Annotated in this window: 7 protein-coding genes; 5 read left to right on the plus strand and 2 right to left on the minus strand. The window is 62.5% G+C overall.

The window, feature by feature from the left end; all coding sequences use genetic code 11:
• Window positions 1-67 precede the first annotated feature (67 nt).
• From ptrA to recD, 3 genes are read left to right on the plus strand one after another with little or no spacing between them, the layout of a single operon-like run.
• The gene (gene ptrA / locus ACLH1U_RS07895; protein WP_032453972.1) at window positions 68-2,953 is read left to right on the plus strand and encodes a pitrilysin; all 2,886 of its coding nucleotides are present in this window, start codon (window positions 68-70) and stop codon (window positions 2,951-2,953) included.
• Window positions 2,950-6,486, plus strand: a complete 3,537-nt coding sequence (gene recB, locus ACLH1U_RS07900; protein ID WP_411299166.1) for an exodeoxyribonuclease V subunit beta — start codon at window positions 2,950-2,952, stop codon at window positions 6,484-6,486. The genes ptrA and recB overlap by 4 nt, the downstream gene beginning before the upstream one ends.
• Complete coding sequence (gene recD / locus ACLH1U_RS07905) at window positions 6,483-8,327, plus strand: exodeoxyribonuclease V subunit alpha (protein ID WP_117132692.1); 1,845 nt, start codon at window positions 6,483-6,485, stop codon at window positions 8,325-8,327. The genes recB and recD overlap by 4 nt, the downstream gene beginning before the upstream one ends.
• A gap of 208 nt (window positions 8,328-8,535) precedes the next feature.
• Here the strand turns inward: recD and argA are convergent, their stop codons facing one another.
• Window positions 8,536-9,867, minus strand: a complete 1,332-nt coding sequence (gene argA / locus ACLH1U_RS07910) for an amino-acid N-acetyltransferase (protein WP_004149616.1) — start codon at window positions 9,865-9,867, stop codon at window positions 8,536-8,538.
• 226 nt (window positions 9,868-10,093) lie between these two features.
• Here argA and amiC point away from each other — a divergent pair, with 226 nt between their 5' ends.
• Both amiC and cobD read left to right on the plus strand, forming a co-directional pair.
• Window positions 10,094-11,347, plus strand: a complete 1,254-nt coding sequence (amiC, locus tag ACLH1U_RS07915) for an N-acetylmuramoyl-L-alanine amidase AmiC (protein ID WP_023290890.1) — start codon at window positions 10,094-10,096, stop codon at window positions 11,345-11,347.
• A gap of 17 nt (window positions 11,348-11,364) precedes the next feature.
• Entirely contained in the window at window positions 11,365-12,441 is a 1,077-nt protein-coding gene (cobD, locus tag ACLH1U_RS07920) for a threonine-phosphate decarboxylase CobD (protein ID WP_023290889.1), read from the plus strand.
• A 3-nt stretch (window positions 12,442-12,444) separates the two neighbouring features.
• On the opposite strand, the gene ACLH1U_RS07925 is transcribed toward cobD, so the two are convergent.
• On the minus strand, window positions 12,445-13,311 hold the full coding sequence (locus tag ACLH1U_RS07925; protein ID WP_032453970.1) for an L-threonine kinase: 867 nt from the start codon (window positions 13,309-13,311) through the stop codon (window positions 12,445-12,447).
• Between the last annotated feature and the right edge of the window lie 24 nt (window positions 13,312-13,335).

Genomic DNA, 13,335 nt, shown 5'->3' on the forward strand with positions numbered 1-13,335 from the left:
CACGGACTGATGGACATAAAAGGCTGCACGCCGTGCAGCGCAAGTTTGTTAATGATGAGGTTCGTGAATGCCCCGCAGTTTATGGTTCAAGGTTTTTGTAGTGCTGGCCGCCCTCTGGGCGCCGTTGAGTCAAGCCGACACCGGATGGCAGCCTGTTCAGGAGACGATCCGCAAAAGCGAAAAAGATACGCGTCAGTATCAGGCGATCCGTCTTGATAACGACATGGTCGTGCTGCTGGTTTCCGATCCGCAGGCGGTGAAATCGCTGTCGGCGCTGGTGGTGCCGGTGGGATCCCTGCAGGATCCGGCCGATCATCAGGGGCTGGCGCATTTTCTGGAACATATGACGCTGATGGGGTCGCAAAAATATCCCCAGCCTGACAGCCTTGCAGAGTTTCTTAAGCTGCATGGCGGCAGCCATAACGCCAGCACCGCGCCCTACCGCACCGCGTTCTATCTCGAAGTGGAGAATGATGCGCTGGACGGGGCCGTAGACCGGCTGGCCGACGCCATCGCTGCGCCGCTGCTGGATAAAAAATATGCCGACCGCGAACGTAACGCGGTCAACGCCGAGCTGACGATGGCCCGGACGCGAGACGGGATGCGCATGGCCCAGGTCAGCGCAGAAACCATTAACCCGGCTCACCCGGCGGCCCACTTCTCTGGCGGCAACCTCGAGACGCTCAGCGATAAGCCCGGCAACCCGGTTCTTGATGCGCTGCACACCTTCCGCGATAGCTGGTACTCCGCCAACCTGATGAAAGCGGTGATCTACAGCAACAAGCCGTTGCCGGAGCTGGCGCGCATGGCCGCTGACACCTTTGGCCGCGTGCCGAATCGTCACATCAGCAGGCCGGAAATAAGCGTCCCGGTGGTAACCGATGCGCAAAAAGGCATCATTATTCACTACGTGCCGGCGATGCCGCGTAAAGTGCTGCGCGTCGAGTTTCGCATCGACAACAACAGCGATCGTTTCCGCAGCAAAACGGATGAACTGGTCACTTACCTGATCGGCAACCGCAGCCCGGGGACGCTCTCCGACTGGCTGCAAAAGCAGGGACTGGCGGAAGGTATCCGCGCGGATTCTGATCCGGTGGTGAACGGCAACAGCGGCGTGCTGGCGATCTCGGCCACCCTCACCGATAAAGGCCTGGCGCACCGCGACGAAGTGACGGCGGCCATATTCAGCTACCTCAACCTCCTGCGTACTCAGGGTGTCGACAAACGTTACTTTGACGAGTTGGCGCATGTGCTGGCGCTGGATTTCCGCTATCCGTCGATCAACCGCGACATGGATTACGTGGAATGGCTGGCGGATACCATGATCCGGGTGCCGGTCGAGCATGCGCTGGACGTGGTCAACATTGCCGATCGCTACGACCCGCAGGCGATCAAAGACCGGCTGGCGATGATGACTCCGCAGAACGCGCGCATCTGGTATATCAGCCCGCAGGAACCGCATAACAAGACCGCTTATTTTGTCGATGCGCCGTATCAGGTGGATAAGATCGGCGAGCAGACGTTCGCTGACTGGCAGCAAAAAGCGCAGGCGATCAAGCTGCAGCTGCCGGCGCTCAACCCCTATATTCCGGATGATTTCACCCTCATCAAAAGCGATAAAGCCTGGCCGCACCCTCAGCTGATTCTCGATGAGCCGACCCTGCGGGTGGTTTATGCCCCGAGCCAGTATTTCGCCAGCGAGCCGAAGGCGGATATCTCCCTGGTGCTGCGTAATCCCCAGGCGATGGACAGCGCTCGCCGGCAGGTGATGTTTGCCCTCAACGATTATCTCGCCGGCATCGCCCTCGATCAGCTCAGTAACCAGGCGGCGGTCGGCGGCATTTCGTTCTCCACCGGCGCCAATAACGGGTTAATGGTCAATGCCAACGGCTACACCCAGCACCTGCCGGCGCTGTTCAGCGACCTGCTGCAGGGATACTTCAGCTATACGCCGACCGAGGAGCAGCTGGAGCAGGCCAAATCATGGTATGCGCAAATGATGGACTCCGCTGAGAAGGGCAAAGCCTACGATCAGGCGATAATGCCGATCCAGATGGTCTCCCAGGTACCGTATTTCCAGCGCGAAGTACGCCGGGCGCTGTTGCCTTCCATCACCTTGCAGGAAGTGCTCGACTACCGCGCCAACCTGAAAACCAAGGGGCGCCCTGAACTGATGGTGATCGGCAATATGTCCGCCGATGCCGCCACGACGCTGGCTCGCCAGATCCAGCAGCAGCTGGGCGCTGACGGCAACGAATGGTGCCGCAATAAAGACGTGGTGGTGAACCGGCAGCAGCTGGCGATCTTCAACAAAGCGGGCAACAGCACCGACTCCGCGCTGGCCGCGGTGTTTGCGCCGCCCAACGTGGATGAGTTCAGCAGCACCGCCGCCAGCACCCTGCTGGGACAGATTATTCAGCCGTGGTTCTACAACCAGCTGCGCACCGAAGAGCAGCTCGGCTACGCGGTCTTTGCCTTCCCGATGAACGTGGGGCGCCAGTGGGGCATGGGCTTCCTGCTGCAGAGTAGCGATAAGCAGCCGGCTTTCCTCTGGCAGCGGTTCCAGGCCTTCTTCCCCACCGCGGAGGCGAAGCTGCGGGCGATGAAGCCGGAAGAGTTTGCCCAACTCCAGCAGGCGGTGATAAGCCAGATGCTGCAGGCGCCGCAGACGCTGGGCGAAGAGGCATCGAAACTGAGCAAAGATTTCGATCGCGGTAATATGCGTTTTGATTCACGTGATAAAGTAGTGGCTCAGATTAAACTGCTGACGCCGCAAAAACTTGCCGATTTCTTCCATCAGACGGTGGTGGATCCGCAGGGCATGACGATATTGTCCCAGATTTCCGGTAGCCAGAATGGCAAAGCGGACTACGCCCAGCCGGCAGGCGGCAAAGTGTGGGAAAACGTCAGCGCATTGCAGCAATCCTTACCCCTGATGCGAGAGAATGAATGACCGACACCGCTGAGTCTTTGGATCCCCTGCGCTTGCCCTTGAGGGGCGAGCGCCTGATAGAAGCCTCTGCGGGCACCGGAAAAACCTTTACCATCGCCGCGCTGTATCTGCGGCTGCTGCTGGGGCTGGGCGGCGAGGCCGCCTATCCCCGCGCCATCAGCGTTGAAGAGCTGCTGGTGGTGACCTTTACCGAGGCGGCGACCGAAGAGCTGCGCGGACGTATCCGCAGCAACATCCATGAACTGCGCATCGCCTGTATGCGCGGTGAATCCGACAACCCGCTCTACAGCGCGCTGCTGGCGGAGATCGCCGATAAAGACGATGCCGCGAAGACCCTGCTGTTGGCCGAACGGCAGATGGACGAGGCGGCGGTGTTCACCATCCACGGTTTTTGCCAGCGGATGCTGAGCCTTAACGCCTTCGAGTCAGGCATGCTGTTCGAGCAGCAGCTGATCGAGGATGAATCCCGCCTGCGCTATCAGGCCTGCGCCGACTTCTGGCGCCGTCACTGTTATCCACTGACCCGCGATATCGCGGCGGTGATCCATGACGTCTGGAAAGGGCCGCGCGACCTGCTGAAGTCCCTTGACCGCTGGCTGCAGGGCGAAGCGCCGCAGCTCAAGTCGCCGCCAGCCGCCGACGAGACGCTGGCCGAGCGCCATCAGCAAATCATCGGCCGCATTGACTCGCTCAAGCAGCAGTGGCGCGAGCAGGTGGGGGAGATCGAAGGCGTGCTTGAAGATTCCGGCCTTGACCGGCGGAAGTTCAATCGCGGCAACCAGGGCAAATGGCTTGAGAAAGTGACCGCCTGGGTGCAGGAAGAGACGCTGAGCTATCAGTTGCCCGACGCGCTGGAGAAATTTGCCCAGTCGTTTCTGCTTGAGCGTACCAAAGCCGGTGGCGAACCGCCCGTGCATCCTCTGTTTAGCGCCGTCGAATCGCTGCTGGCCTCGTCGCTGACGCTCACCGATCTGGTGCTGGCGAGAGCGATGGTCGAGATCCGTGATGCGGTCGCGCGCGAAAAGCGCCGCCGCGGCGAGCTGGGGTTTGACGACATGCTCAGCCGGCTTGACGAGGCGCTGCGCGGCGACAGCGGCGAGGCGCTGGCCAGCGCCATTCGCCAGCGTTTTCCGGTGGCGATGATCGATGAGTTTCAGGATACCGACCCCCAGCAGTACCGGATTTTCCGCCGTATCTGGCGCCAGCGTCCGGAAACGGCGCTGTTGCTGATCGGCGATCCGAAGCAGGCCATCTACGCTTTTCGCGGCGCCGATATCTTTACCTATATGAAAGCGCGCGGCGACGTTGCCGCGCACTACACGCTTGACACCAACTGGCGCTCCTCCCCTGGCATGGTGGGCAGCGTTAACCGGCTGTTCAGCCTCAGCGATAACCCCTTCATGTTTCGCGAGATACCGTTCCTGCCGGTGAAGTCGGCGGCGAAGAACCAGGGGCTGCGCTTTACCGTTGACGCAGCGGATGTCCCGGCGATGAACGTCTGGCTGATGCCCGGCGACACCGTTGGCGCCGGCGATTATCAGACGTTTATGGCCCAGCTCTGCGCCACGCAGATCCGCGACTGGCTGAGCGCCGGTCAGCAGGGGCGCGCACGGCTGTGGCGTGGGGAAACTTCGCGCCCGGTGCAGGCTTCGGATATTACCGTGCTGGTGCGCAACCGGCTGGAGGCGGCGCAGGTGCGTGAAGCGCTCCAGACGCTGGGCATCCCCTCGGTCTACCTCTCCAACCGCGACAGCGTTTTTGAGACGCTGGAGGCCCAGGAGCTGCTCTGGCTATTGCAGGCGGTGTTGTCCCCGGAGCGGGAAAATACCCTGCGCAGCGCGTTGGCGACCTCAATGTTTGGCCTGACCGCGCTGGATATTGAAAACCTCAACCAGGATGAGCAGGCGTGGGACGCGCTGGTGGAGGAGTTCAGCGAATACCGCCAGATCTGGCGTCAGCGCGGGGTGATGCCGATGCTGCGGGCGCTGATGACGGCCCGGCACATCGCCGAGAACCTGCTGGCGACCCGGGGCGGCGAGCGGCGCTTAACCGACATACTGCACATCAGCGAATTGCTGCAGGAGGCGGCCAGCCAGCTGGAAAGCGAGCATGCCCTGGTGCGCTGGCTGACGCAGCATATCGCCGAGCCGGACAGCAACGCCGCCAGCCAGCAGATGCGTCTCGAAAGCGATAAACACCTCGTGCAAATCGTCACTATTCACAAGTCAAAAGGACTGGAATATCCCCTGGTCTGGCTGCCGTTTATCGCCCGGTTTCGCAAACAGGACCAGGCGTTCTATCACGATCGCGAGACGTTCGCGGCGGTACTGGATCTGGGCCAGGATGAGGCCAGCCTCGAACTGGCGGAGGCGGAACGGCTGGCGGAAGATCTGCGCCTGCTGTACGTCGCTCTCACCCGCGCGGTCTGGCACTGCAGCCTTGGCGTGGCGCCCCTCAGCAGTCGAAAGTCCGGCAACAGCGATTTTCATCTGAGCGCCCTCGGGCGGCTGCTGCAGGCGGGCGAAGCCATGGATGCCGCCGGGCTGGCCGCGCGTTTAGCGGACTTCTGCCATGGCGATATTGCATTACAGAGACCTGGCGAGCTGGATCTGACCCCGTGGCAGGCGCCGGCGGCGAGCATTCCCCCGCTGTCGGCGCGCGAGCTGCAGCGCCGCATCGCCGACGACTGGCGGGTGACCAGCTATTCCGGGCTGCAGCAGCATGGTTTCAGCGGCGGACAGGATTTGCTGCCGCGTCTGGATGTCGATGCCGCCGGCGTCGGCGAAGTCGTGGAAGATCCGCAGCTGACCCCGCACCAGTTTCCGCGCGGCGCCGCGCCGGGAACCTTCCTGCACAGTCTGTTTGAGGAGCTGGACTTTACCCAGCCGGTGCCGGACGGGTGGATGGCGGAGAAACTGCAGCTGAGCGGGTTTGACGCGCAGTGGGCGCCGGTGCTGACCGACTGGCTGGGGGGCGTGCTGAAGACCCGTCTGCCGGGGCCGGATATCGCGCTCAATCAGCTTGCGGCGCGGGATAAACAGGTGGAGATGGCATTTTATCTGCCCATCGCCCAGCTGCTGACGGCGGAGCGCCTTGACGCGCTTATCCGCCAGTACGATCCCCTTTCCGCCGACACGCCGCCGCTGGATTTCCGCCAGGTGCGCGGCATGCTGAAGGGCTTTATCGATCTGGTCTTCCGCCACGAAGGCCGCTATTACCTGCTGGATTACAAATCGAACTGGCTGGGGGAAGATCGCGAGGCCTATACCCGGCCCGCGATGGAGCAGGCGATGCGGGCTCACCGCTACGATCTGCAGTATCAGCTGTACAGCCTGGCGCTCCACCGCTATCTGCGCCACCGGCTGGCCGATTACGACTATGACCGCCACTTCGGCGGCGTGATTTATCTCTTCCTGCGCGGCATGGACGGGCAGGAGGGGGGGCAAGGGATCTTCACCACCCGGCCGGTGCGACCGCTGATTGACGGTCTGGATCAGCTTTTTGCCGGAGAAACTCAGGAGGAGGCCTCATGACTTTCGAACAACTACTGCTGGCGGCGGTGGAGCAGCGTCTGCTGCGGCCGCTGGACGTCCAGTTTGCCCTGATGGTGGCGCAAAACGACCCGCCGGCGGTCAAGCTGGCGGCGGCCTTGCTGAGCCGGGACGCCGGCGAGGGGCACGTATGCCTGCCGCTCTCGCGGCTGAGCGGCGACGAGGCGCTCGGCGGGAAAGCGGGGGAGATCCGCGATCGGCTGCTGGCCGAAGCCGGCGCGCCTGAAGACTGGCCCGCGCTGCTGCTCGCTTCGTCGGCGGTGAGCTGCGGCGATGCCCCGGCGCCGATGATCTTATGCGGCGACCGGCTCTATCTGAACCGGATGTGGCGCAACGAGCTGACCGTCGCCCGCTTCTTCAACGAAGCCAACCGGGTGCTGGAGATGGATGAGGCCCGGCTGGCGTCAACCCTGAACGCTCTGTTCCCTGCCACCGACGAAACCGACTGGCAAAAAGTGGCCGCAGCGGTGGCGCTGACCCGCCGCATCTCGGTGATCTCCGGCGGTCCCGGGACCGGGAAGACCACCACCGTGGCCAAACTTCTGGCGGCGCTAATCCAGATTGAAGACAGTCCGCGCTGTCGTATTCGCCTGGCGGCGCCGACGGGGAAAGCGGCGGCGCGTCTGACCGAATCGCTGGGCGCGGCGTTGAGAAAACTGCCGCTGACCGACGCGCAGAAAGCGTTGATTCCCACCGAGGCCAGCACGCTGCATCGTCTGCTGGGCGCCCAGCCCGGCAGCCAGCGCATGCGCTATCACGCCGGCAACCCGCTGCATCTGGACGTGCTGGTGGTGGATGAAGCCTCGATGATCGACCTGCCGATGATGTCGCGGCTCATCGACGCGCTGCCGGCTCACGGGCGGGTGATCTTCCTCGGCGATCGCGACCAGCTGGCCTCCGTGGAAGCGGGGGCGGTGCTGGGGGATATCTGCGCCTGGGCGAGTTCGGGCTATACCGCCGCGCGGGCGCAGGAGCTGACCCGGCTGACCGGTTCACCGGTACCGGCGGGCGAGGGGGCTATCGCTGGCGCGCTGAGAGATAGCTTGTGTCTGCTGCAAAAGAGCTATCGCTTCGGCAGTCACTCCGGCATTGGGAGCCTGGCGCGGGCGGTGAACGCTGGCGCGCGCGCGGAGGTGAAGGCCACGCTGCGCCAGCCGTTTGACGATATCGCGCTTCATCCCCTCAGCACGACCGAAGAGTACGAAGCCATGCTCGGCGCGGCACAGCAGGGCTATGAGCGCTACCTGCAGCTGCGCCGCGAGCGGGCGGAACCGCAGGCGATGCTGGCCGCCTTCAGCGAATTTCAGCTGCTGTGCGCGCTGCGGGAAGGGCCGTACGGCGTGAGCGGCGTCAATGAGCGGCTGGAGCAGCGGCTCAACCGTCAGCGGGCGATCGCCCTGCCGCGCCACTCCCGCTGGTATGACGGCCGGCCGATTATGATCGCGCGCAACGACAGCGCGCTGGGACTGTTTAATGGCGATATCGGGATAGCGCTGGAGCGCAACGGCGAGCTGAGGGTGTGGTTCCTGATGCCCGACGGCGCCATCAAGTCGGTGCAGCCGAGCCGCCTGCCGGAGCATGATACCGCCTGGGCGATGACCGTGCATAAATCGCAGGGATCGGAGTTCGACCATGCGGCGCTGATCCTGCCGGCGCGCAGCGTCCCGCTGGTGACGCGCGAACTGGTCTACACCGCGATCACCCGCGCGAAACAGCGGTTGTCGCTCTATGCCGACGAGCAGGTGCTCTCCCAGGCCATTGTGACGCGAACCGAGCGGCGAAGCGGCCTGACGGAGATCTTCGCCGGGCACAAAGCCCCCTGAGATGCCGCGTTTGGGCGACGGGTAGCGTGACGACGCACCTCGACGGCTGGGCGCATATCGGTGAGCCAGCGAGGTAAAGGGTCTACGCGAAGAGCAGAATTCTACCCGCGAGCCGCAGACAGCGTGCCGGCCAGGCGTGGCAGGGGACAGGCCCGGGGAGCGATAAACGCCGGTTTATCCCGGGCCGTTAGCAACAGCGAAGAAGGGCTTAAGCGAGGTCGGCCATCAGCACCTTCGACCGGCGCTGATAGTTATACATCTGCTTTTTACTCTCCGGCAGCAGGTCGATATCCACCGGCGTGAAGCCGCGCTCCTGGAACCAGTGGATGCTGCGGGTGGTTAACACAAACAGCTTGCTCAGCCCCATCTGTCTGGCCTGGGCGGCAATACGCTCCAGCAGCACCTCTCCCCGCGACGAGCTCCGGTAATCCGGATGCACCGCCACGCAGGCCATTTCGCCGATCTTCTCTTCCGGGAAAGGATAGAGGGCGGCGCAGGCGATAGTGGTGTTATCGCGCTGAATAATAGTGAATTTGTCGATCTCCATCTCCAGCTGCTCGCGGGAGCGGCGCACCAGGATGCCCTGCTGTTCCAGCGGGCTTATCAGCTCGAGAATACCGCCGATATCGTTGATGGTCGCCCGACGGATTTGCTCTGCGCTCTCCATGACGATCTGGGTGCCGATGCCGTCGCGTGAGAATAGCTCCTGCAGCAGCGCGCCATTCTCCTGATAGCTGATCAGGTGGCAGCGCCGCACGCCGCTGCGGCAGGCCTTCACGGCCCCGCGCAGGAAGCGCACGGTACCGGAGTTATAATCTTCGTCCGCTTCCAGCTCTTCGACGCGGGCCTGCGCTTCATTGGGGAACAGTTCGGAGACAATTTCCCCGGCCTGGTTGTAAACCCCTTGCGAAGAACAGAAGCCGATCATTTTCTCTGCTTTCAGCTTGATAGCCAACTGGGTGGCGATCTCTTCCGAAGTCAGGTTAAAGCTTTCGCCGGTGACCGACACCGCGACCGGCCCCATCAGCACAATGGCGCCGCTGTCGAGCTGGCGATGAATCGCCTCTTCGTCAATGCGGCGAATGCGGCCGCTGTGGCAATAATCAACGCCGTCATCAACGCCCAGCGGCTGGGCAATGATAAAGTTGCCGCTGACGACGTTGATATGGGCTCCCTGCAGCGGGGTGTTGTTGAGGCTCATCGACAGGCGGGCGGTGATCTCCAGCTGCAGCATCCCCGCCGCCTGCTTAACCAGCTCCAGCGTTTTGGCGTCAGTCACTCGCGTCTGCTTGTGATAGACCGGCTCGTGATGGTGTTCGGCGAGGTTAGCGTCAATCTGCGGGCGGGCGCCATAGACCACCACCAGGCGAATGCCCAGGCTATGCAATAACCCTATGTCATTGACAATATTTGAGAAATTTTCATGCTCAATGGCTTCGCCGCCCAGCATGATGACAAACGTTTTTCCCCGATGGGCATTAATATAGGGAACAGAATGGCGGAATCCTTCTACCAGTTCAGTGCGACGTTCCTTCACCATGACAAACCCTCAATGCATGATTATTCGTAATTATTGTATTTTTATTCTGTTTTGCCGTTAAACGCAAGCCCCAATTTGAGGCTAAGCCCTGAAAAACATGTGACCCGGCGCAGGGTGTCAATGAATGTTTACCCTTTTATAGATGACAGGTTATATGCCTTTCGTTAAAGTTTCTGGTCAATCTGTTTGTTTTGGGTATAAATGCGTTTTATTGCTTGGGAGTGGCATGTCGGGAAACAACTCTGGATTAAGCCGTCGCCGTCTGCTGCAGGGCGCGGGCGCCATGTGGTTAATGAGCGTGAGCCCCGTTGGGCTGGCCGCCGCCGCGCGGGTGGTTGCCGTTCGCGTCTGGCCAGCATCGACCTACACGCGCGTCACGGTGGAATCGAATCATGTGCTGAAATACCGGCAGTTTGCCCTCAGTAATCCGGAACGGGTGGTGGTGGATCTGGAAGGGGTTAATCTGAACTCGGTGCTGAAAGGCATGGGAGGGCAGATCCGCGATGACGATCCCTTTATTAAGTCCGCCCGCGTGGGCCAGTTTGATCCGCAAACCGTGCGCATGGTCTTCGAGCTCAAGCAGAACGTTAAGCCGCAGCTGTTTGCCCTTGCGCCGGTGGCCGGCTTTAAAGAGCGTCTGGTGATGGATCTTTACCCCGCCAACGCCACCGATGTGCAGGATCCGCTGCTGGCGCTGCTCGAGGATTACAACAAAGGCGATCTGCAGCGTCAGGTACCGCCGGCGCAAAGCGGGCCGCAGCCGGGCAAAGCCGGGCGCGATCGGCCGATTGTCATTATGCTCGATCCCGGCCACGGCGGCGAAGATTCGGGCGCTGTGGGCAAGTATCGCACCCGCGAGAAAGACGTGGTGCTGCAGATTGCCCGTCGCCTGCGGGCGCTGATCGACAAAGAAGGCAATATGAAGGCCTATATGACCCGCAACGAAGACGTGTTTATCCCGTTGAAGGTGCGTGTCGCCAAGGCGCAGAAGCAGCGCGCCGACCTGTTCGTATCGATTCACGCCGACGCCTTTACCAGCCGCCAGCCCAGCGGCTCCTCGGTGTTTGCGCTCTCCACCAAGGGAGCCACCAGTACCGCGGCAAAATATCTCGCCCAGACGCAGAACGCCTCGGATCTGATCGGTGGGGTCAGCAAGAGCGGCGATCGCTATGTCGACCACACCATGTTCGATATGGTGCAGTCCCTCACCATCGCCGACAGCCTCAAATTTGGTAAGGCGGTGCTGGAGAAAATGGGTAACATCAATAATCTGCACAAAAATCGGGTAGAGCAGGCGGGCTTTGCGGTGCTCAAGGCGCCCGATATCCCCTCCATTCTGGTGGAGACGGCGTTTATCAGTAACGTGGAAGAGGAGCGGAAGCTGAAAACGGCCAAATTCCAGCAGGAGGTGGCCGAGTCGATCCTTGCCGGGATTAAAGCGTACTTCGCCGACGGCGCGACGCTGGCCCGGCGTGGATAACCACACAGGAAAAGGATATGGCCTTACTGAAAAGCGCCCATGGCGGCAATATCCGCGAGGCCGCCGCCCTGCTGGGCATTGCCCCCAACGAGCTGCTGGATTTTAGCGCCAACATCAATCCGCTGGGAATGCCTGCCTCGCTCAGGCAGGCGATCGTCGATAACCTCGGCTGCGCCGAGCGCTATCCTGACGTCGAATATCAACAGCTGCACCAGGCGCTGGCGGCCCACCATCAGCTGCCGGCGGGGCATATCCTCGCCGGCAATGGCGAAACCGAATCGATCTTCACCCTCGCCCACGGCCTTAAGCCGAGGCGGGCAATGATCGTCATTCCTGGCTTCGCGGAGTACCGGCGGGCGCTGCAAACCGTGGATTGCGCGGTCGTGGAGTATGCCCTTCGGGAGTGCGATGGCTGGCAGCTGACCGACGCCATCCTCGATGCCCTCACCCCGGCGCTGGACTGCCTGTTTCTCTGCACGCCGAACAACCCCACCGGCCTGCTGCCAGAGCGGGGCCTGCTGGAAGCCATTGCCCGGCGTTGCCAGGCGCTGAACATCAGCCTGATCCTCGATGAGGCCTTCCTTGACTTTATCCCCGACCAGCCGGGGTTTATTCCCCTGCTGGCGCAGTATCCGCACGTCTGGGTTTTGCGCTCGCTCACTAAGTTTTATGCCATTCCGGGACTGCGTCTTGGCTACCTGCTCAATGCTGACGCGCAGGCGGTAGCCCGACTGCGCGAGCGACAAATGCCGTGGTCCATCAATGCGTATGCCGCGCTGGCCGGCGAGATCATCCTCCAGGACCGGGCGTATCAGCGGGCCACCTGGCAGTGGCTGCAGGAGGAGGGGGCGCGTTTCTACGCGCAGCTGCAGGAGATAGCCGGGCTGACCGTGTGGCCCGGGCGCGCCAACTACCTGTTCTTGCGCTGCGACAGACCAGAGCTTGACCTGCAATATGCCCTGTTGCGCCAGCATGTGCTGATCCGCAGCTGCGCGAATTACCCGGGGCTTGATAGCCGCTATTTCCGGGTGGCGATCCGCAGCGCCGGCGAAAACGACCAGCTGCTGGCGGCGCTGCGCCGGGCGCTGGCCTGAGCCCTATTGCAGGGTGACGCCCCCCGGGACCATCGCCAGCAAGTGCTGCAGCGGCCAGTGGGCGGCGATGTCGCTGTCTGCCAGCCGCCATTTTAAAAAGTCGACGTCATGACGACGGCGGTCCAGCAGCAGGCCGACGACGCTGCCGCTGTGCGCCACGTTAAGGCCATAGAGCCCTGCGCTTTCCACCAGGTCCAGCAGCGCGTCAAACCCCGGCTTGGGCAACAGCCGCTGGCTGGCGATGGCGCTGATGGTCGCCGCTTCGCCCAGCAGCTGCGGGCTACCGCGCTGGCAGGCCTGCTGCACTTTCTCCCACGCCAGCTGCAGCCGGGAGGCGTTAGCCAGCAGACCCGGCTCGCGCGGCAGCTGGTGGTAGTCAGTGGTGCGCAGCGTCAGCGGGCTCTCCAGCACTAACAGGTCGAGCGCCGGCGGCGCAGGGCAGGCGATTTGCGTGGCGGCGGTATTATGGTCGAACAACGTCAGCTGGCGGAACAGGGTGCTGTCGGTGGGCTCCAGCGCGACGCACAGGCGCGCCAGCGTCGGCTCATCCAGCGCGTGGCCCAGATGATGGGCGGTAGCCGCCGCGGTGGCGGCGATATCGGCGGTGCTGCTGGCCATCCCTTTGGCGACCGGGATCGTCGAGTGCAGGGTGATGCGGATCTGCTGACTCAGCGCCGCCGGGTAGCCCCAGTGGGCCAGCAGCTGGTCGACCATCGCCCGCGACAGTGGCCGCTCATCGTTTCGCGGCGTGCCGGTCTCGACCTCGACGGTGCTGTACCAGTCCACCGGGCAGGAGACCAGCTTCTCGCTGCCGAGGATCCAGCCCTGGATAAGTTCTCCGCACGAGGCGGGACATTGTGCAACGGCCACGTTTTCACCTTTCCGCTTACCTTC

Source organism: Klebsiella sp. 1SOBk5mer, from assembly GCF_046603115.1.
Classification (GTDB): domain Bacteria; phylum Pseudomonadota; class Gammaproteobacteria; order Enterobacterales; family Enterobacteriaceae; genus Klebsiella; species Klebsiella quasipneumoniae.

Bases quoted from the DNA above. Each gene is read 5' to 3' on its own strand.
- ptrA (WP_032453972.1), top strand. From the start codon at position 68: ATGCCCCGCAGTTTATGGTTCAAGGTTTTTGTAGTGCTGGCCGCCCTC.
- recB (WP_411299166.1), top strand. From the start codon at position 2,950: ATGACCGACACCGCTGAGTCTTTGGATCCCCTGCGCTTGCCCTTGAGG.
- recD (WP_117132692.1), top strand. From the start codon at position 6,483: ATGACTTTCGAACAACTACTGCTGGCGGCGGTGGAGCAGCGTCTGCTG.
- argA (WP_004149616.1), bottom strand. From the start codon at position 9,867: ATGGTGAAGGAACGTCGCACTGAACTGGTAGAAGGATTCCGCCATTCT.
- amiC (WP_023290890.1), top strand. From the start codon at position 10,094: ATGTCGGGAAACAACTCTGGATTAAGCCGTCGCCGTCTGCTGCAGGGC.
- cobD (WP_023290889.1), top strand. From the start codon at position 11,365: ATGGCCTTACTGAAAAGCGCCCATGGCGGCAATATCCGCGAGGCCGCC.